This window comes from Sphingomonas sp. IC081, from assembly GCF_006874585.1.
Taxonomy (GTDB): domain Bacteria; phylum Pseudomonadota; class Alphaproteobacteria; order Sphingomonadales; family Sphingomonadaceae; genus Novosphingobium.
The window spans coordinates 216076-236202 of the sequence record NZ_CP029763.1 but is presented as its reverse complement, the minus strand read 5'-3'; the positions used below and the strand labels follow the sequence as shown (position 1 = coordinate 236202).

The window sequence follows — 20127 nt, the reverse complement described above, 5'->3', positions numbered from 1 at the left end:
CGGCCTAAATCAGCCCTTGGCGGCCACTTCAGGCTCGGCGATCCGCTCGCTTCACACAGCGTGGACGACGCGGCCGAGCTCCTCGACCTGCTCGCCGAGCCACGTGAGTTCTTCCTCGCTGATGCGGTAATGCTTCGAGTAGCGCGCCTTCACATAGGCCTGCTTGAGCTTCTCGAACATCACGCGCTGCTTGCGGTTGTCCTCGGGCCAGACATACATCAGGCGCCGGTCGATGAGGTTGGCCTGTGACCGTAAGAAACCGAGGTTGTGAACGTGTGGAGTATAGAACGTGCAGACCAGAAGCACGCAGTGGTAGAGTCGCTCGGTTGCCTGATGAAAATCGAAGGCCGCATCTCTTAGGTAGCCCTGCCCGACGTCAAACTTGGCGATATTGTAGCGCTTCATCGCCGAAGGAAACCACTCATCGAAGTATTCCCGCGCCATTTTTAGCGCATCCTTCGGCGTCTTGGGCTTTGGCGTATGGAGCACGCTGTCGTCGCTCTGGTAGAGCGCGATGCCGTCCTTGGCGACGTCCATGAAGAAATACCGGCCATGGGCAAGGCCGTCGTTCACCTCCTGCAGCGTGTGCACGATGAAGTTGACTGGGGTTTTGATGCTCTTCGTGATGCCGTACTCGCGGTGGAAACGCTCCTCGGCCTTCGCCCAGTATTTCACATAGTCGGTGAGCCGCTTGTCGTTGACGATGACGAGGAGGTCGAAGTCGGACTTGTAGCCCTTGGCGGTGTGCGGTTCGTCGACCCAGCCGCCGCGTGCGTAGCTGCCGTAGAGAATGACCTTGGTGATGCGGCCCTTCTTCTTCCACTGGTGCTGGCGAGCGCGAGGACGTCATTGAACTCCTCGAACAGGATTTCGACGACGCGCTCAAGCTCGCGCTGCTTTGCGGGCGGCAGATGATCGAGGCTCGTGCGCATAGGATGATCTGCCCCCACCGAGTGGACCGATTGGTTTGTTAGTGCATTAAGCTCATCGCCGCCATATCCGGACGGAGGTGGAGCGAAGCGGAACCGGAGGCCGGATATGGCGGTGTCGCCGTTTCTGGTGCCGGTGGCCGATAGCCAAGACTGCTGTGCGGGCGGACGGTGTTGTAATGCCGCCGCCAGGCTTCGATCAGCACCCTGGCCTCGGCGAGGCTGTAGAAGATTTCACCATTGAGCAGTTCGTCGCGCAGCGACCCATTGAAGCTTTCATTATAGCCATTCTCCCATGGCGATCCCGGCGCGATGTAGAGCGTCTTCACGCCGATCTGCCGCAGCCATTGCTGGACGGCATTGGCGATAAATTCGGCGCCATTATCTGACCGTATATGTGCAGGCGGGCCGCGCGAGATGAACAGGTCCGCCAAGGCCGCCAGCACATCCTCATGTTTGAGCTGTCGCGCAACGATAAGCGCCAGACATTCCCTGCTGGCCTCGTCGATGATCGTCAGGATGCGGAACTTGCGGCCGTCATGCGTGCGCCCCTCGACGAAGTCGTAGGCCCACACATGCCCAGGATACTCAGGCCGCAGGCGGATGCATGATCCGTCGTTGAGCCATAGACGCCCGCGTTTGGGCTGGCGCTGCGGCACCTTGAGCCCTTCGCGCCGCCATATCCGCTCGACCCGTTTATGGTTCACCGTCCACCCCGCATGGCGCAGCAACGCCGTGACCCGGCGGTAGCCGTAACGACCATATTGCTTTGCCAAGGCGATGATGTCCTCCGTCAGCGCCTGTTCGTCATCCGCCCCACGCGGCACTTTACGCTGTGTCGATCGATGCTGCCCCAGAACCCGGCATATCCGTCGCTCGGATAGCCGGACTGGCAAATCCCGTCGTATATGATCGATGCAGCGCCTTCGCCGCGCGGGGCTCAGAAGTTTCCCCGTGCAGCTTCCTGCAATATCAGCTTGTCCAGCGTCAGGTCCGAGATCGCCCGGCGAAGCCGCTGGTTCTCTTTCTCCAGATCCTTCATCCGCCGCGCCTGGTCAGTCTTTAGGCCGCCATACTCCTTGCGCCAGCGATAGTAAGTCTGTTCGCTGACTGCGATCCGGCGACACGCCTCCGCCGTCGAGGCCCCCTGGGCCAGCACGATCTCAACTTCACGCAGCTTCCCGATAATCTCTTCCGGCTTGTGCTTCTTGCTTGGCATTCGTCATCCCTTTCGTGGTCCAGACTATCATAGTCTCTGGGCCACTCAGCGGGGGGCAGATCACTGGTCGCGGTAGACGGCCGGATCGGAGGCTGCGGCGATCTGGCTTGCCGGTATCGCCCTGACGACACGCGCGACGGCCGCATAGCTGGGGGTTCGGTGTCCATGCGCGATGGCGAGTTCCTGCACCTTTCGGTGAATGGCGGCGACCGGGGGTCGCGGGCGCTTGGTGGCGAGAGTGCGGGTCAGTTCGACCAGATGTTCCGGCAGGTGCAGCCTGCCCCGATCGTTGCGCGGCAGACGCGCGAGACCGGCAAGTCCTTCGGCACGGTAGCGCCCGAGCCAGCGCTGCAACGTCCGCTCGCTCAGCGTGCCGGTGCGGGCGAGGTCCGCGAGCGGGATGCCATCGGCGAGGTGCGGTTCAAGGACGCGGTAGCGCTCGATCGCCAGCGGCGGGACAAGCGCCGGATGCGTCACCGCCGACGGTCCGTGTCGCAGGTAAGGAAAACGGAGATTTGCCTGCCCATCGCCATGCGAGTCCGCTCGCGTTGCCAAACCGGCCTGTTCGACGTAAATCTACCCGGTAAAGAAAACTAGGGCAACATAGACCTGCCGATGACGACTTTCTTCCCAAACCGCGCCCGATCGGGGCGCCACCGGCCCTACGCATGAAAATCGGTTACGCCCGCGTATCGACCGCCGAGCAGAACCTGGACCTCCAGCGTGATGCGCTGAAGGCTGCCGGCTGCGAGAAGGTCATCACCGACAAGGCCTCCGGGGCGACTGCCGCTCGCCCTGGATTGGAAAAGGTGAAGGAGCTGCTTCGCGCCGGCGACACACTGGTGGTCTGGCGCCTCGACAGGCTCGGCCGCTCGCTCCGTGATCTGATCGGATGGATGACCTACCTCGACGAGGAAAAGGTCGGGCTGCTGAGCCTGCACGAGGCGATCGACACGACCACCACGTCGGGCAAGCTTACCTTCCACCTGTTCGGGGCATTGGCGGAGTTCGAGCGCAACCTGATCCGCGAGCGGACCCAGGCCGGTCTCACCGCAGCCCGCGCTCGCGGCAAGAAGGGTGGCCGGCCGGCCGCACTCGGCAAGGACAAGCGCGACCTGCCCGTCAGGCTCTACCACGAGAACACGATGCCGATCGCCAAGATTTGCTCGATGCTCGGCATCTCCAAGCCAAAACTCTACGCCTATGTGCGATCGGCCGAGACCAAGCCGGTAGCCGCGTAGCGACGCTCGCCGACAAATAGCGCGATCAGAATGCCGCCACTTAGCGCGAGCGTTTACACCGTTCGCGGTCCCGATCGGCCCAGCGTCCCCCGGAACCGTTCGTTATCGGGAAGGCATCTAAGCGGTCTGCACCATCCTTCATCTAAAGTTCTCCAAGCGCTTCTGAGGATTTTCGGGCGCACCAAAAGCACTTGCTCCTCCAGTGGCTGGAGCATGTAACCGCAATTTGCTCTCCTGCGGACGGGGGGCTGGAGGTGGCTTTTTGACGGCCCGTGTTGAAGCAATCGGTATGTCTCGACGCTCATTAGTGGCGCGGCTGGTGGCCTGTGGAACCGGCTTGGTGCTCGGTTCTCCAACGCTCGCGCGACAGACTTCCCGGTCTGCGGGCTCGTGGAACTTCGGTGCGGCTCACCTCGAATGGGAGCCGCTGGAAGTCGGCACGGGTGATACCCTCCTTGTTTCGGCACAAGTGCGCGGAGTGCCGGTGCGGGCGGTGCTCGACAGTGGCAGCGGCGCGTCGATCATGAGCACGGCGCTCGCGGCGAAGCTCGGCTTGAACGATGGTGAGCGGCGCATGATTAGCGGGCTGAGCGCCAAGGCCCCGGTGCTGCTGGTCCGCGACATCGACGTACAGCTCGCCCGCGAAACCCGTCGCTTACCCTTTGCCGTCGTTGGTGATCTGAGTTCAGTGTCGGCGGCCTTCGGACGACCGATCGATATCCTCCTCGGTGCCGATATGTTCACGGGTAGCTGCATCGCGCTCGATTTCGCGAAAAGGCGTATGGCGGTCGTCAAGTCAGGCACGTTTCTCGCCGGTCCCGACTGGCGCGCTGTCGCGCTCGGGCGCGGTGCCAAGCAGGAGCTGTTCATTCGAGCTTCCGTCTCGGGTTTGCCTCCCGTGCCCTTGATGATCGATCTTGGCAGCTCGGCCGCGCTGATGCTCTCGTCGGCCTATGCCCGCGATCAAGGGCTGTTGAACGGGAAGCTCGTCTCGACCGCGGCGATCGGCGGCGTCGATGGTGTGCGTATCAACGATGCTTTCACGATCCAGAACATCAACATCGAAGGGCTTGGCGTCTCGAACGTCCCCACACTCGGGATGAGAGCTTGGCTCTCCACCAGCACGGTTGGCAATGTCGGCCTACCGCTGATCGCTCAATTCGACGTGGTGTTCGACGTGACCGCCGGATTCGTGTGGCTCCGGCCACTCGGTCCTCGTCGTCGCCTGCCGATGCTGAAGGACCGTAGCGGCCTTGGCCTCGCAGCCTCACCAACGGCGCTCACCGTTGTTCATGTGGCGGCGAACAGTCCCGCGGAAAAGGCTGGCTGGGCGGTCGGCGACCGGATCGTGGCGGTGAACGGCCATTCGATCGATGCGAACTATACGCGTGGGGAGCTCTGGCAAGTGCGCTCCCGGCCTGCTGGCACCCTCGTAAAGCTGACGATGGCCTCGGGTGATGTGCGCGAGCTCAGGCTGGCCGATTATTATTGATCGGCTTGAGGGTGGCCTTTGCCGATCGCCTTCATGATCCGACAATCGGCCATGCGCGCCTTGGTGCAGCTCTGGCTGAGCATTGCCAACTCATCCCGCAACACCGCGAGTTGCGCCAGTCTCTCCTCCACATCCTTGAGGTGCTGAGCAGCGATAGCTGAGGCGGCACCACAATCCTGGTCCGGGTTCTGCGCCAGCCCCATCAACGAACGGATCTCGTCGACGGAGAAGCCAAGCCGGCGACCGTTGCGGATGAAGTGCAAACGCTCAATGTCACTGGCATCGTAGGTTCTGCGACCCGACGCCGTGCGAGGGGCGGATCGGAGCAACCCGATCGACTCATAAAAGCGGATCGTCGTCACCTTCGTCGAGGTCTCGCTGGCGAGCTGCCCAATCATCACCGGCTTCATCATGCCATCCTTGCTTATGCGAACGTGTCGCACATTTCGCTTGCTTCTACAGCGACTGGAGGTGGTAAGGAAGGCCGCATGAATGCTTCTACCGAAAGCTGCGGGTGCCACGGGGAGCCCGCGCGCGCGCAAACCGATCCGGCCTATCGCCGTGCGCTGCTGACCGTCGTGGTGCTCAACCTCGGCTTCGGAGTCGCCGAGCTGTTCGGCGGGTTCATCGCCGATAGCCAAGCGCTGAAAGCGGATTCCCTCGATTTTCTCGGGGACGGGTCGATCAGCCTTATCGGTCTTCTCGCGCTTGCCTGGTCCGCACGGGCGAGGGCAAAGGTCGCGCTGACGCAGGGGTTGTTTCTCGGTGCGCTTGGCGTGGGCGTAATCGGTTTCGCGATTTGGCGCGCCCTGAACGCAACCGCGCCCGATGCCGAACTGATGGGCACAATCGGCGTTGTCGCGCTCGCGATCAATGTCGTGTCCGCCTTGGTGCTTGCGCGTTTCCGGGAAGGGGACGCCAATGTTCGCGCGATCTGGCTGTTCAGCCGCAACGACGCGCTCGCCAACGTGGCGGTGATCGCCGCGGCCGGTCTGGTGGCGTGGACAGGAAGCGCCTGGCCGGACCTCGCCGTCGCCGGCCTCATCGCCCTCCTGTTCCTCCACTCCGCTTATGAAATCGTCACTGGCGCTCGGCGCGAATTGGGAGAGCGGTAGTGCGTCTGCTCGCGTTGATCCGGGCAATGCTCTCGTTGCGGCTGCTCTCCGCGCTCGCGGCGCTGCTGATCCCTGCTGCGGCAATCGCCGAACCCGGCGACGTGCAAACCGCATGGCGGCTGCTCGACTATATGGCCGTCGATTATGGCGGCGCGGTCGCCAACGGTCGGATCAAGAGCACGTCGGAATATGCCGAGATGACGGAGTTCGCCGCGTCGGTCTCGACACGGCTTCAGGGCCTGCCGGCGAAGCCGGAGCGTCAAGCCCTCATCCAGCGGGCTGCCAACCTCCAGGCGGTGATCGCGGAAAAGGGACCGACTGAACAGGTGGCAACATTGGCGCACGGGCTCGCGGCCGATCTGTTGCGCGCCTACCCGGTGCCGCTCGCGCCCGATAAGGCTCCGAACCTCGTCTCCAGCGATGCACTGTTCCGACAATCCTGCGCGTCCTGCCACGGGATGACGGGCAACGGCCGTGGCCCTGACGCCGCCAAGCTCGCTACGCCCCCGATTGCTTTCACCGATGCCGAGCGCGCGCGCCAGCGCAGCGTGTTCGCGCTCTATCAGGTGGTGACGCAAGGCATCGACGGGACCGCGATGCAGAGCTTCGCCGATCTGCCCAACGATCAGCGCTGGGCGTTAGCATTCCGAGCCGGGAGCTTCGCCTTCACGGATGCGCAGGCGCGCGAAGGCGAGCGGCTTTGGAAATCCGACCCGACCCTTCGCCGGCGCATTCCGGACCTGAAAACCCTGGTCGCGCTCACCCCGGCCGCGCTCGGCGCGGCGATCGGCGACGCCAAGGCTGACCCAGTGCTCGCGTTCCTGCGTCGTCATCCCGAACAGGTGATACAACAGGCTCCCGGCTCGCTCGCGGTCGCCCGCGCCAAACTCGCCGAAAGCGTGGCGGCTGCGCGGCGCGGCGATGCGCGCATGGCGAAAGAGCTGGCGCTGTCGGCCTATCTCGATGGGTTCGAGCCGATCGAGCCAACACTCACCGCGCGCGACGCGACGCTGATGGGTCGAATCGAGGGCGCGATGGGGGAGTTCCGCGCCTCGATCGACCGGGGCGCGTCGCCCGATGATCTCGCGGAGAAGGTCGCAGTACTGGGCGGCCTTTTCGACGATGCGGAAGCGGCGCTCGCGCCTGATGCCGCCACCGAAGCGTCCACGTTCCTGGGCGCGTTCACGATCCTGCTGCGTGAAGGGCTCGAAGCCCTGCTCATCGTTGTCGCCATGATCGCGTTCCTGCGTAAAGCCGAGCGCGGCGAGGCGCTGCGGTACGTGCATGGCGGCTGGGTCAGCGCGATCATCGCGGGCGGGATCACCTGGGCGGTCGCCACCTATGCGATCGGGATCAGCGGTGCGAGCCGGGAGCTGACGGAAGGGTTTGGCTCGCTGTTCGCCGCGGTCGTGCTGCTCTCGGTCGGGATTTGGATGCACGGCAAGGCGCAGGCCGATCAGTGGCAGCGCTATATTCGCGAGAAGATGTCGCGGGCGCTCTCGGGCGGGTCGGGCTGGTTCCTGTTCGGGCTGGCGTTCGTCGTAGTTTATCGCGAGGTCTTCGAGACGATCCTGTTCTATGCCGCGCTTTCGGCGCAAGGTGACAACGGGATGCTTCTCGCGGGGGCCGGGTCGGCGATTGGACTGCTCAGCCTGATCGCTTGGGCCATGCTTCGCTACAGTCGCAAGCTGCCGATCGCGCAGTTCTTCCGCTATAGCTCCTGGCTCATGGCGGTCCTGACCGTCGTGCTGGCGGGTAAAGGCGTCGCCGCGCTCCAGGAAGCCGGCCTTATCAACATCGCACCGCTCGCGGACGTGCCACGGCTGTCGATGCTCGGCGTGTTTCCCACTTGGCAATCGGTGCTGGCGCAACTCCTGATGGCGGTCGCCATTGCGGTCGGGTTCGCCTGGAACGGGCGCGACCGATCCCGCTCGGGTTCCGGCTCAGTGACCCTTGGTTCGAATTAGTGCAATGACATGAAAACCCTTCCGTGATAGAGGCAAGCTAGTGCGAGCCTTTTTGCCTTTCCTGACATGCCTGATGCTGGTCCTGACCAGCTTCTCCGGCATGGCCCATGCCGCCGATCTGGCGGGGGGAAGCATCGCGGGCGTTGAGTTCACGGTCCATACCGCCGGTGACATCGATCAGGTGCCATCGGACTCGGACAAGAATGTCCCGCATCATCACAATTATTGTCACGGACACGACGTCGGCGCGCCTGCGCGCACGACGATGGAATATACCCCCGTCCTCACAGTGCCCAAGCCGACAATCTCCGCCTCTGCGTCGCTCGACGGCCGCACCGGCATGGTCCATTTGAGGCCCCCCCAAGCCTGACGTCCGATTTGGGCGTGCGTTGGCGCGCCCCTGTCGATCATCGTCAGGAGTCCTATTTTCATGAATCGTATCCTCGCGGCCATGCTGGCCGCAGCGTCTTGCGCCACGATGGCGCAGGCGCAGGTCGGACCGTCCGCGCCTGTTGCGCAGGATGCGCCGGTCTACACGCTTGACCAAGCGGTCAGTGCAGCGGGCGGTTCGGCCCCTGCTGCGGAAGCGGCGACAGCTGGAATCGACGCGGCCCGTGCAGGTCGCACAGTCGCCGGCTTGCGGCCCAATCCGGTGGTTCAAGGCCAAGTCGAGAATGTCATCGGCTCCGGGCCGTATCGGGGGGTCCGCAGCGCGGAAACCACGGTCGGCTTTGCGATCCCGATCGAGCTAGGCGGCAAGCGCGGCGCCCGCGTCGCGGTCGCCAATGCGCAATTGTCCCGGGCCGAGATCCAGGCCGCGATCATCGCGGCGGATGTCCGGCTTCAGGTAACGCAGCTCTATGTCGAAGCGGTCGCGGCCGATCGCCGGGTAATGACAGCCCGCGATCAGGCCCGGATCGCCAGCGATGCGCTGCGGGCCGCGAGCGTTCGCGTGCAGGCAGGGCGGGCATCGCCACTCGAGCAACAGCGCGCGGATGTCGCGCGTATCAATGCCGACGCCAATGTGGAGCGGCAGCTTCGCTTGGCCGAGGCGGCCCGCGCCAATCTGGCGCGTCGGATCGGACGGCCGATCGACGGCCTGCTCGATGACACGCTGCTCGATCGCCTTCCCGATGTGAACGTCTATGGGCCGTTGGCACCGGTCAACACGACCGGCACACTCGCGCTGGCGGCAGCCAACGCGGATTTCTCCATTGCCGAAGCCGGCGTGCGGCTCGCGCGCGCCAATCGCGTGCCTGACCTGAACGTCGGGCCGTCGATCCGCCGCCTGGAAGCGACCAACGACATGGCGGCGGTGTTCAGCGTGTCGATCCCGATCCCGGTGTTCAACAATGGTCGCGCCGCGATTGCGCAGGCGACCGCGCAGCGGACCCAGGCGGATGCGCAGCGCCGCGTGACCGCGCTCGACATCGAACAGGCGATCACGGACGCGCAGGCGCAGGCGGCCAATGCCGCAACGACGGCTCGTGCGGCGTCGGGGCCGGCGCTGGCGGCTGCACAGGAGGCCGCCCGCATCGCGCGGATCGGCTATCGCGAGGGCAAGTTCGGCCAGCTCGAATTGCTCGATGCTGAACGCACGCTCGCCGAAACGCGGGTCGCCGCGATCGACGCGCTTGCCAATTACCAGAATGCCCGCGCGCAAGTGGAGCGACTGACCGCTCGTGCGCCCAATGGGGGGAATCAGTGATGAAGAGCTTTTATCTCGCGGGCGCGGCGTCGCTCGCCCTGCTCTTGGCTGCCTGCGGCGGCAAGGATGGCGGAAACGAGGCAACTGCCGAAGGCGCAGCTGCCAATGAGACGGCAGCGGGCACGGAAAAGGGCGGTGCTGAAGGCGGTCATGCCGGTGAAGGCGTCGTCACATTGGGTGCCGACCAGATCGCCACAGCGGGCGTCCAGGTCGGACGGCCGATCATCGGCGGGGCCGGGACGATCGAGCTGCCCGCGATCATCGAGGGCGACCCACAGGGAACGCAGGTCGTCTCGGCCGCAATTGCGGGACGCGTGGTCGCGCTCACCCGTAACCTCGGCCAATCGGTCGGACGCGGCCAGACCATTGCGGTCATCGAAAGCCGCGAGGCGGCGCAGATCAAGGGCGAGGTCGAGGCGGCGCGGGCGCGGCTTCAGCTCGCTAATTCGAACCTCGCGCGCGAACAGCGGCTGTTCGCGCAGAGAGTCTCCCCTGAACAGGATCTGATCGCCGCCCGCACAGCGGCGACGGAGGCGCGGATCGCCCTGACGCAGGCGCAGAGCATGGTTTCGGCGGCGGGTGTCGGCGGCGGCGGGCTCAACCGGCTCGGCATTGCCGCGCCGATCTCGGGCCAGATCATTGCGCGCCCCGTGACGCTGGGACAAACGGTCGCGGCGGATGCCGAACTCTATCGCATCGCCAACCTGAGCCAGGTGTCGATCGCGCTTAATCTCAAGCCCGAGGATGCGGGCCGGGTGCGTCCCGGCAATACGGTGCTGGTGAAGGCGGCAGGCCGTCAGGCGACCGCCCGCGTGACCTTCGTGTCGCCGGCGCTTGATCCGCAGACGCGGCTCGTGCCTGCGCTCGCCACCCTCGACAATCGCGGTGGCGAATGGCGGGTCGGCGAGCCTGTGACGGCAGCCGTGCAGCTCACGGGCAGCGGCGGGAGCGGGGCGGTCCGCGTGCCGACGACGGCGGTCCAGAGTTTCGAGGGCAAGTCGGTCGTGTTCGTGCGCACGCCCACCGGCTTCAAGGCGACCCCGGTCCAGCTCGGCGATGCGTCGGGCGACACGGTGATCGTCCGGTCGGGCCTGACCGGCAACGAACAGATCGCCACCACCGGAAGTTTCACGCTCAAGGCCGAGATCGGCAAGGGCGAAGCGAGCCACGAGGATTAAGCCATGATCGCCCGTATCGTAACCTGGGCGGTCGAGAAGCGCTGGCTAGTCCTGCTCCTCACCGTCATCGTCGCCGCCATCGGCGCCTTTTCCCTCTACCGGCTACCGATCGACGCGGTGCCGGACATCACCAACAATCAGGTCCAGATCAACGTCCGCGCGCCTGCCCTCTCGCCCGAGCTGGTCGAGAAGCAGGTGTCGTTTCCAATCGAAACCGCGCTCGCCGGCACCCCCGGCCTGGAATATACGCGCTCGTTGAGCCGCAACGGCTTCGCGCAGATCACGGCGGTCTTTTCGGACGCGACGGACATCTATTTCGCCCGCCAGCAGGTGGGCGAGCGTCTGCGGGGCGTGCAAGAGAATCTGCCCGACGGCGTGAACCCTGAAATGGGTCCGATCGCGACAGGCCTGGGCGAGGTGTACATGTACACCGTTCGTCTCGATCATCGCGAGGACGACAAGCACAAGCCCGGTGAACCGGGCCAACAGCCCGATGGCAGCTACATCACGCCAGAGGGCGAGCGACTGACGACCGAAGAGGACAAGGCGACCTACCTGCGCACCGCGCAGGACTGGATCGTGACGCCGCTTCTGAAGACCACACCGGGCCTCGCCGGTGTCGACTCGATTGGCGGTTACGCCAAGCAGTTCCTCGTCGTGCCCGACGTGCAGAAGCTGGCCTCGCTCGGCATCACGCTGACGGACCTGGGAAATGCGCTGGAGCGCAATAACACCAGCGTCGGCGGTGGCTTCGTCAATCGCAATGGCGAAGGTCTGGCTGTTCGCTCGGATGCGCTCGTTCGTAATGCCAGCGAGTTGGCCAGGACCGTGATCGCGACACGTAACGGCGTGCCGATCACGGTCGAACAAGTTGCGACTGTGAAGACGGGTCAGGCGATCCGCATGGGTTCGGCATCGGAGAACGGTACCGAAGTCGTCGTCGGCACGGCGATCATGCGGATCGGCGAGAACAGCCGCATCGTGTCGACCGCGGTCGCTGAGAAACTGAAGACGATCAACGCTTCGCTGCCTCCTGACGTCGTAATTCAGCCGGTGCTGAACCGCACCGAGCTGGTCAATTCGACGATCAAGACGGTCGCGAAAAACCTGTCCGAAGGCGCGGTGCTGGTCATCGTCGTGCTCTTCCTGCTGCTCGGCAACTTCCGTGCGGCCCTGATCGCGGCGTTGGTCATCCCGATCACCATGATGCTGACAGGCTTTGGTATGCTGCGCGCTGGGGTCTCGGCCAATCTGATGAGCCTTGGGGCTTTGGACTTCGGTCTGATCGTCGACGGCGCCGTCATCATTGTCGAAAACGCGCTGCGCCGGCTTGCCGAGCAACAGCATCATGAAGGCCGATTGCTCAGCGTCAAGGAACGGCTCGCGACCGTGGCAGCCGCTGCGCGTGAGATGATCCGTCCCTCTGTGTACGGGCAGGCAATCATCATCCTCGTCTACGTACCGCTGCTCACGCTGACCGGCGTGGAGGGTAAAACGTTCGGACCGATGGCGCTGACCGTCATCATCGCGCTCGCCTTCGCCTTCATCCTCTCTCTCACCTTCGTGCCGGCGATGATTGCGATCTGGCTGTCGAAGAAGGTCGAGGAGAAGGACGGCCGCATCATCACGTGGCTGAAGAAGCGCTACGAACCCGGTCTCGACCGGGCCATGAAGCGCCCGACGCTGACGATCGGTGCGGGTGTGGGAAGCCTTGTGGTGGCGGCGCTTGCTTTCACTACGCTCGGCTCGGTGTTCCTGCCGCAGCTCGACGAAGGCGATTTGCTGATCCAGTCGCTCCGCATTCCGGCAACGTCGGTCCAGCAGAGCCAGGCGATGCAGGTGCCGATCGAGCGGATGATGTCGAAGCAGCCGGAGGTGCAATTCGTCTATTCCAAGACGGGCACCGCCGAGCTGGCGGCCGACCCGATGCCGCCGAACGCGACCGACATGTTCGTCATCCTGAAGCCGCGCAAGGATTGGCCGGATCCTGAGCTTCCCAAGGAGGAGCTGGTCAGCCGGATCGAGGGTAATCTCGCGAAGATTCCGGGAAATGCCTACGAGATCACCCAGCCCATCCAGATGCGCTTCAACGAGCTGATCGCCGGCGTGCGCGGCGACATCGCGGTGAAGGTGTTCGGGGACGACTTCAACCAGATGAACCGGACGGCCGAGCAAATCGCGGCGGTGCTGCGCAGAACGCAAGGCGCAGCGGACGTGAAGGTGGAGCAGACGACCGGTCTTCCCATGCTCGACATTCGCGTCAACCGCGACGCGATGGCGCGGTTGGGCGTTACGGCTCAGGATGTGCAGGACACCGTGACTGCGACGATCGGCGGGCGAACATCGGGCCAGATCTTCGAGGGCGACCGTCGCTTCCCCGTGGTGATCCGCCTGTCGGAGGCGCAGCGTGCCGACATCGGCCTGCTCCAACAGGTGCAGGTGCCGGTGGCAGGCGGCGGCTATGTACCGCTGTCCAGCGTCGCCGAGATCAAGGTGGTCGATGGTCCGAACCAGATCAGCCGCGAGAACGGCAAGCGGCGCGTGGTGGTGCAAGCCAACGTGCGTGGCCGCGACGTCGGATCCGTCGTGGCGGATGCGCAGGCGGCGATCGGCAGCCAACTCCGGCTGCCTGCCGGCACCTATCTCGAATGGGGCGGCCAGTTCGAGAACCTCCAATCGGCAAGCGAACGGCTGAAGCTGGTCATTCCGGCTTGCTTCATTTTGATCCTGCTGCTCCTCTACGGGGCGTTGGGATCGGTCCGCGACGCCGCGATCGTGTTCACCGGCGTGCCTTTCGCGCTGGTGGGCGGCGTCCTGTTGCTGTTCCTGCGGGGCATGGACTTCTCGATCTCGGCGGCAGTGGGCTTCATCGCCCTCTCGGGCATCGCGGTCCTCAACGGCCTCGTCATGGTCAGCTCGATCCAAGATCTGATCCGATCAGGGATGAGCCGCGAGGAAGCCGCGCATGTTGGCGCGATGCAGCGTCTGCGACCCGTCATCATGACCGCGCTAGTCGCCAGCCTCGGCTTCGTGCCGATGGCGCTGGGCGAAGGCGCCGGCGCAGAGGTTCAAAAGCCTTTGGCGACGGTCGTCATCGGCGGTCTGATCTCGGCGACGCTTCTTACGCTGTTCGTGCTGCCGACACTCTATGCCCGGTTCGGGCAGAAAGTGATCGAGAAACCCGAGCACTACAATGAGGAGCATGAAGGGGACGACCACGGTCAGACCTTCGTGAACAACTTGGCCTGATGGATGGGCGGGGCGATCCGCGATCGCCCCGCCCATCTCTGGGAGATGGGGATATGCCTCGCACCATAACCAGCTCGATGCTTCACGGCGGGCCACTGCGCATCTGGTCGGCACTCACCGATCCGGATCATCGCCGGGCGTGGAGTCCGCTCGTATTTCTCGATGATCCGTCCCGGCTCGGCGACACAGAATGCACCTTTGCGATCCAGGGCATCACCCGGCCAATTCGGACGCCAGCACGGATTGATCGATTCGATAAACCGCACGCCTTCGCTTGGTCCTGCGGCATCCCCTATCTGTTCACGCTCGAAGAGCGGTACGAGCTGGCGGGGGACGATGGCGGCACCAGGCTAACGCATAGCTGCACGCTGCGCGGGGCGCTCTCCCTGCCGTTCGCGGCGATGATGTTGCGCCGCCTGCGATCCCTGATGGTCGAATCTGACGATCGCCTCGCAACCTATCTCCGCTGGCGGGTAGGTCAGCCTGCCCGGGCTATCAATCGTCAGCGCGTCCCCTTCCGCTGCAGGAGGAAGGCGCGATGATGATGCACTGTAAGCGGGTGCTGCCCGCCGTCATCCTCGTTGTCGGGCTCGCGGCGTGCTCGGAAAGAAAGCCGCCAGCCCCGCCAACGGAGCAGCAGATCCATTCGTCCGACAGCGCCGTGGCGACCGGGGAAATGGGGCGGCATAGATATCGCTGTTCCGACGGGGAACCGCTGTTCGTCGATTACAAGGACAACGGCCTGCAGATCGATTTGCGGCGCTCCAACGGGGGACCGCCGATGATGCTGACCGCGCCAGCGCAGGGCCTGCAATATGTCGGCGAAACAGCCACCGCGACCTTCAAGGGGTCGCAGCTCACCATCGTGGAAGGCGACGGCCGTACCCGGATCTGCGAGCAGGAAGGCACGCGATGAACTGCCCTGCCTTCGAACGCCACAGGGCGCTTCGTCGGAAGAGACCGATGTCTGACACGTCGATTTCAAATGTGACAACCTTGTGCGGCCTGAATCGGGCCGGTCTGGCGATCGCGCGCCTCGGCGTCGTTCTCGTCTCCGGGGCGGTTATAGGGGCGTGTAATCCAGCGCCGACCCAGCCTACCGAGCCGGCGCATGAAAAGCATCTGACGTCGAAACTAATCGCGCAGCGCATCATGTACTGCGACGACGGCACACGCGCCGATGTCGACTTCATCGATGACGGCTTGAAAATGGCCGTCACCTGGCTGCCGAAGGGCAGGACCGAGATCCTGCGCGCGCAGCGAACCGGTGACGAGTTTCGCGGCGACCATTCGCGGGCTGTCGTGGCGGGCGGATCGATCGCGTTCACGCGACGCGGGAAGATCCGCGTCTGCCACCGAACCCCGGAGGAGTCCTAGGAAATGCAGGCACTGCTCTATACGCTTGCGCCTGTGCTGGCGGTCGTGCTCGGCGCGATTGTCGCGAGCCGCACCAAGTTGAAACCTGGCCTCGTGGCGGGCCTACAGCATCTCGCTGCCGGCGTCGTGTTCGCGGCGGCAGCGACCGAAATCCTGCCGCAGGTCAAGCATGAGGCATCGCCCAGCGCGACGTTGATCGGCGGGGCGGCGGGCGTCGCGACCATGCTGGGGCTCAAGGCTCTTGAGGCCCGCTTCAAGGGGCCGATGGCGCTACTCGCCGCGATCGGCATCGACATTCTGGTCGACGGCCTGGTGCTCGGCCTCGCTTTCGTGGCGGGCGAGAAGGCAGGTCTCCTGCTGACGATCGCGCTCACTCTGGAAGTGTTATTTCTGGGACTGACGCTGACCGACGAGCTGGCGGAAACCTATCGCTCGCGCTTGCGCATCATCGTGATCGTCTCGGCATTGGCCCTGCTGCTGCCGATCGGCGCGCTCGCTGCCGTGCCGGTCGCCGCGCTGTCGCCGGTGATGATCGCCGGCTTCCTCAGCTTCGGGCTGATGGCGCTGCTCTACCTCGTCACGGAGGAGTTGCTGGTCGAGGCGCACGAGAAACCCGACACCCCGCTCATCAGCTCGATGTTTTTCGTCGGCTTCCTGGCCCTGCTGACACTTGAGGAGATGATGGGATGATCCCGGGCAACGACAACAATGGCGGGCAGGAGCGCCGCACACTGTGGATCGTCCTGCTGCTGAACGCGGCGATCGCTGCGGGCTTCTTCGTTTCCGGCTTCTTCGCGGACTCGAGCGCGCTGATCGCCAACGGCGTCGACAACCTGTCCGATACGGCTGTGTATGCGCTGAGCCTTGTGGCGCTCACCCGGGGCCAGACATGGAAGACACGCGCCGCGGTCGCTTCGGGCGTCATGCTGCTGATCTTCGCGGGCGGCATCTTGATCGATGTCGGACGGCGCTACGTGCAGGGCAGCGAGCCCATCGGACCTACCATGATGGTCATGTCCGCGATCGCCGGCGTCGTGAATTACCTCTGCCTGCGGCTGCTCCAGCGCCTCAAGGATCCGGACGTCAATCTCCGGGCCGCAACCACCTTCAGCTTCAACGACTTCATTTCCAACGGCGGCATCCTGATCGCCGGCGTGCTGGTGCTGTGGTTGGGTACCAATTGGCCGGACCTGCTGGTCGGCTTCGCCACCGCCATCATCGCCATCAAGGGCGGTGTCGAAATCCTGCGCGACGCGCGCGCCGAAACCAAGAAAAGCGAAAGGAGGTCGTCATGAACGACAAGCTCGAACTCGACATTCCAGTGTTGTTGCCGGACCTTCCTGACGCGGCCGATGCCTGCCTGGACCGTCTCGTATCAACCCTGTCAAAGCGCGAAGGTGTCGAGCGGGCGCATGTGATCTGTCTCGACGGCAACACGCCAGCGGCGCTGTGCATCCATTTCGATGCCGCCAAGCTGCCGCTGCCACGGTTGCGCGAAATGGTGCGCGCCGCAGGTGCCGAAATCACCGAGCGCTACGGCCATGCGATCTGGCAGGTGACGGGGATCAACCACGAACGTCGGGCGCGCACGGTCAGCGATGCGCTGTGCGCCTTGCCCGGCGTGGTCCAGGCAAGCGCCAGCACCAGCGGGTCTGTCCGGGTCGAATATGATCGCCGCGAAACCACCGAAGAGGAGGTGCGCGCTGCGCTTCGCAAGCTGAAGGTGAGGGTGGGCAAGCGGGTCGCTGCCGATGAACATGCCGGCCACGACCACGGCCCCGGGGGCCACGGCGCGGGCGAAGAGAAGCACGGCCCCGGCGATGGCCACGACCATAGCCACGCCGAATTTCTCGGCCCCAATACCGAGCTGATCTTCGCGCTCGCCTGTGGCGCGCTGCTGGGGATCGGCTACGCGATCGAGAGGCTGGTCGCTGGCGCGCCCGAATGGCTGCCGACCGCCTGCTATATCGCAGCCTATTTCTTCGGCGGATTCTTCACGCTGCGCGAGGCGATCGACAACCTCCGGATGAAGAAGTTCGAGATCGACACGCTGATGTTGGTCGCTGCGGCCGGCGCCGCTGCGCTGGGCGCATGGGCCGAAGGTGCGCTGCTGCTGTTCCTGTTCAGCCTCGGCCATGCGCTTGAGCATTATGCAATGGGCCGCGCCAAGAAGGCGATCGAGGCGCTGGCGAAGCTCGCGCCCGAAACCGCGACCGTGCGACGCGGCGGGCAGACCAGCGAAATCCCGGTCGAGCAGATGGTCGTCGGGGACATTGCCATCGTCCGCCCGAACGAGCGCCTGCCTGCCGACGGCTTCGTCATCAAGGGCACCAGCGCGATCAACCAGGCCCCGGTCACGGGTGAAAGCATCCCGGTCGACAAGGTGCCGGTCGCAGATGCCGCAGCGGCACGCGCCAAGCCCGATGCAGTCGACGCGGAAAGCCGGGTTTTTGCTGGTACGATCAACGGCGGCGGCGCGATCGAGATCGAGGTGACACGCCGTTCCAATGAAAGCGCGCTTGCCAAGGTCGTGAAGATGGTGAGCGAAGCGGAGACGCAGAAGTCGCCGACGCAGCGCTTCACCGACCGGTTCGAACGGATCTTCGTGCCCGCCGTCCTGGTCCTGTCAGTGCTCCTGCTGTTCGCATGGGTGGTCGTCGACGAGCCGTTCCGCGACAGCTTCTATCGCGCGATGGCGGTGCTGGTGGCGGCAAGCCCGTGCGCGCTCGCGATCGCAACGCCGAGCGCGGTCCTGTCGGGCGTTGCCCGTGCAGCGCGGGGCGGCGTGCTCGTGAAGGGCGGTGCACCGCTCGAAAACCTCGGGTCGCTCAAAGCGATCGCTTTCGACAAGACGGGCACGCTGACCGAAGGTCGTCCGCGCATCACTGATGTCGTGCCCGTCGATGGCGCCGATGAAGGCGAGTTGCTGGCGCTGGCTGTCGCCGTCGAAGCGTTGAGCGACCATCCCCTGGCCCAAGCGATCGTCAAGGACGGCCGCGAACGTCTGAACGATCGTGCCGTGCCGACTGCCGGCGACCTCAAGAGCCTGACCGGTCGGGGCGTCACCGCGAGCGTGGATGGCGAGACGGTGTGGATCGGCAAGGCCGAGATGTTCGGAAGTGAGGGCATTCCGGCGCTGGGGCAGGGCGCGCAGGACGCAATCGCGAAGCTGCGCGAGAACGGCCGCACGACAATGGTGGTCCGCAAGGGGGACCGCGACCTGGGCGCGATCGGCCTGATGGACACGCCTCGCGAAGCTGCCAAGACCGCGTTGCGTCGGCTGCACGAGATGGGCGTGTCGCGGATGATAATGATCTCCGGCGATCACCAGAAAGTCGCCGAAGCGATCGCCGACGAAGTCGGGATCGACGAAGCGTGGGGCGACCTCATGCCCGAAGACAAGGTTGCCGCGATCAAGAAGCTCGCCGGCGAAGACAAGGTCGCGATGGTGGGCGACGGCGTGAACGATGCGCCGGCGATGGCAAGCGCCACGGTCGGCATCGCGATGGGCGCGGCGGGGTCGGACGTTGCGCTGGAGACAGCCGACGTGGCGCTGATGGCCGACGATCTGGCGCACCTGCCATTCGCAGTCGGTCTTAGCCGCCATACCCGTGGAATCATCCGGCAGAACGTCTTCGTCAGCCTGGGTGTCGTCGCCTTCCTGGTGCCTGCTACCATCCTCGGCCTCGGCATTGGGCCAGCGGTGGCGGTTCATGAGGGATCGACGCTGCTCGTCGTCATCAATGCGCTCAGGCTGCTCGCCTACCGCGATCCGGCAGGGAAGGCGGCATGAAGTGGCTGATCGCCTTCGACCTCGACGGCACGCTTGCCGAGAGCAAGCGGCCGTTATCGGAGGATATGGCCGCAATCCTCGCCCGATTGCTCGCCATCACGGATGTGGCGGTGATCTCGGGCGGGGACTGGCCGCAGTTCGAAAAGCAGATCGCCTCGCGCCTTCCTGCCGGCGTCGCGCTCGACCGTCTCTGGTTGATGCCGACCACAGGCACGAAACTCTATCGGTTCATCAATGGCGCTTGGCGCGCGGTCTATGCCGAACTGTTCGACGACGCGGAGAAGGCGAAGATCCGCACGGCCTTCGATCAGGCGCTGACCGATGCCGGTCTCGCCGACGAACGTATCTGGGGCGAACGGATCGAGGACCGGGGCAGCCAGATCACCTTTTCGGGCCTGGGGCAGGCAGCGCCGCTGAAGGAAAAGGAAGCGTGGGATCCTGACCGAAAGAAGAGGACCGCGTTGCAGGCCACGTTGCGCGCGAAGCTGCCGGAGCTCTCGATCAATCTCGGTGGCACGACATCGATCGACGTGACCAGAGCAGGGATCGACAAGGGCTATGGCCTGAAGCGCCTGAGTGCCGAGAGCGGTGTCCCGCTCGACGGGATGCTGTTCATTGGGGATGCGTTATTCCCCGGTGGGAATGACTATCCCGCTGCTGAAATCGGCCTCGACACAGTGAGGGTGCGCGACGTCGCGGAAACCACCGCCGTCGTGACCGCCATCATCGCGTGTCTGCACCGATAGGATCAAGATACATGGTCGGCTCCATCGCGGAATGCCGCATTGTCAAAGCTCTGGCTTCTGTCGCTTAGGGCAGCGCTTCCTAAAACGAAAAGAAGGCAATGTGCGCGTCTCCG

General features: G+C 64.6%; 18 protein-coding genes and 1 pseudogene. 15 read left to right on the top strand and 4 right to left on the bottom strand.

Annotated elements, in window-relative coordinates; translation table 11 throughout:
- Nucleotides 1-51: 51 nt before the first annotated feature.
- The 3 genes and pseudogenes from DM450_RS23810 to DM450_RS23800 all read right to left on the bottom strand — a co-directional run bounded on the left by DM450_RS23810 (nt 52) and on the right by DM450_RS23800 (nt 2625).
- A pseudogene (locus DM450_RS23810) lies at nt 52-932 on the bottom strand (HEPN domain-containing protein).
- A gap of 38 nt (nt 933-970) precedes the next feature.
- Nucleotides 971-2148 (bottom strand): IS3 family transposase gene (locus tag DM450_RS23805; RefSeq protein ID WP_142639808.1). Its coding sequence is split into 2 segments (ribosomal slippage): nt 971-1884 and nt 1884-2148, totalling 1179 coding nucleotides; the frame shifts between segments, so codons are not numbered across the junction.
- A 60-nt stretch (nt 2149-2208) separates the two neighbouring features.
- Complete coding sequence (locus DM450_RS23800) at nt 2209-2625, bottom strand: helix-turn-helix domain-containing protein (RefSeq protein ID WP_011607959.1); 417 nt, start codon at nt 2623-2625, stop codon at nt 2209-2211.
- Between the two features lie 191 nt (nt 2626-2816).
- Between DM450_RS23800 and DM450_RS23795 the strand changes: the two genes are divergently transcribed.
- Nucleotides 2817-3389, top strand: a complete 573-nt coding sequence (locus DM450_RS23795; protein ID WP_009824027.1) for a recombinase family protein — start codon at nt 2817-2819, stop codon at nt 3387-3389.
- 289 nt (nt 3390-3678) lie between these two features.
- Nucleotides 3679-4881, top strand: a complete 1203-nt coding sequence (locus DM450_RS23790; RefSeq protein WP_013039112.1) for an aspartyl protease family protein — start codon at nt 3679-3681, stop codon at nt 4879-4881.
- Here the strand turns inward: DM450_RS23790 and DM450_RS23785 are convergent.
- Entirely contained in the window at nt 4875-5294 is a 420-nt protein-coding gene (locus DM450_RS23785; RefSeq protein WP_007406847.1) for a MerR family transcriptional regulator, read from the bottom strand. The two genes, DM450_RS23790 and DM450_RS23785, sit on opposite strands and share 7 nt — an antisense overlap.
- 75 nt (nt 5295-5369) lie before the next feature.
- Between DM450_RS23785 and DM450_RS23780 the strand changes: the two genes are divergently transcribed.
- The 13 genes from DM450_RS23780 to DM450_RS23720 all read left to right on the top strand — a co-directional run bounded on the left by DM450_RS23780 (nt 5370) and on the right by DM450_RS23720 (nt 20014).
- Nucleotides 5370-5996: a cation transporter gene (locus DM450_RS23780; protein WP_004212870.1), complete on the top strand. Its 627-nt coding sequence runs from the start codon at nt 5370-5372 to the stop codon at nt 5994-5996.
- A complete protein-coding gene (locus tag DM450_RS23775; protein WP_004212871.1) occupies nt 5996-7963 on the top strand; it encodes a cytochrome c/FTR1 family iron permease in 1968 nt (655 codons plus the stop codon). The genes DM450_RS23780 and DM450_RS23775 overlap by 1 nt, the downstream gene beginning before the upstream one ends.
- 73 nt (nt 7964-8036) lie before the next feature.
- Nucleotides 8037-8333 carry a hypothetical protein gene (locus tag DM450_RS23770; protein WP_007406840.1) on the top strand — a complete coding sequence of 99 codons (297 nt, stop codon included), beginning with the start codon at nt 8037-8039 and terminating at the stop codon, nt 8331-8333.
- A 60-nt stretch (nt 8334-8393) separates the two neighbouring features.
- Complete coding sequence (locus tag DM450_RS23765; RefSeq protein ID WP_013039111.1) at nt 8394-9671, top strand: TolC family protein; 1278 nt, start codon at nt 8394-8396, stop codon at nt 9669-9671.
- Nucleotides 9671-10849, top strand: coding sequence for an efflux RND transporter periplasmic adaptor subunit (locus tag DM450_RS23760; protein ID WP_004212877.1), 1179 nt, complete (start codon nt 9671-9673; stop codon nt 10847-10849). The genes DM450_RS23765 and DM450_RS23760 overlap by 1 nt, the downstream gene beginning before the upstream one ends.
- A 3-nt stretch (nt 10850-10852) precedes the next feature.
- Entirely contained in the window at nt 10853-14098 is a 3246-nt protein-coding gene (locus DM450_RS23755; protein ID WP_004212878.1) for an efflux RND transporter permease subunit, read from the top strand.
- A gap of 53 nt (nt 14099-14151) precedes the next feature.
- Nucleotides 14152-14640 (top strand): SRPBCC domain-containing protein, encoded by a 489-nt coding sequence (locus tag DM450_RS23750; RefSeq protein ID WP_013849881.1) that lies wholly within the window; start codon nt 14152-14154, stop codon nt 14638-14640.
- Entirely contained in the window at nt 14637-15014 is a 378-nt protein-coding gene (locus DM450_RS23745; RefSeq protein WP_009824022.1) for a hypothetical protein, read from the top strand. Before DM450_RS23750 ends, DM450_RS23745 begins: the two co-directional genes overlap by 4 nt.
- A 47-nt stretch (nt 15015-15061) precedes the next feature.
- Nucleotides 15062-15475 carry a hypothetical protein gene (locus tag DM450_RS23740; protein WP_004212881.1) on the top strand — a complete coding sequence of 138 codons (414 nt, stop codon included), beginning with the start codon at nt 15062-15064 and terminating at the stop codon, nt 15473-15475.
- Nucleotides 15476-15478: 3 nt separating this feature from the next.
- Entirely contained in the window at nt 15479-16165 is a 687-nt protein-coding gene (locus DM450_RS23735; protein WP_004212882.1) for a ZIP family metal transporter, read from the top strand.
- Complete coding sequence (locus DM450_RS23730) at nt 16162-16770, top strand: cation transporter (RefSeq protein ID WP_004212885.1); 609 nt, start codon at nt 16162-16164, stop codon at nt 16768-16770. The genes DM450_RS23735 and DM450_RS23730 overlap by 4 nt, the downstream gene beginning before the upstream one ends.
- Nucleotides 16767-19268: a heavy metal translocating P-type ATPase gene (locus DM450_RS23725; RefSeq protein WP_004212886.1), complete on the top strand. Its 2502-nt coding sequence runs from the start codon at nt 16767-16769 to the stop codon at nt 19266-19268. The genes DM450_RS23730 and DM450_RS23725 overlap by 4 nt, the downstream gene beginning before the upstream one ends.
- Nucleotides 19265-20014, top strand: a complete 750-nt coding sequence (locus tag DM450_RS23720) for an HAD-IIB family hydrolase (RefSeq protein WP_142639806.1) — start codon at nt 19265-19267, stop codon at nt 20012-20014. Before DM450_RS23725 ends, DM450_RS23720 begins: the two co-directional genes overlap by 4 nt.
- The last annotated feature ends 113 nt before the right edge of the window (nt 20015-20127 follow it).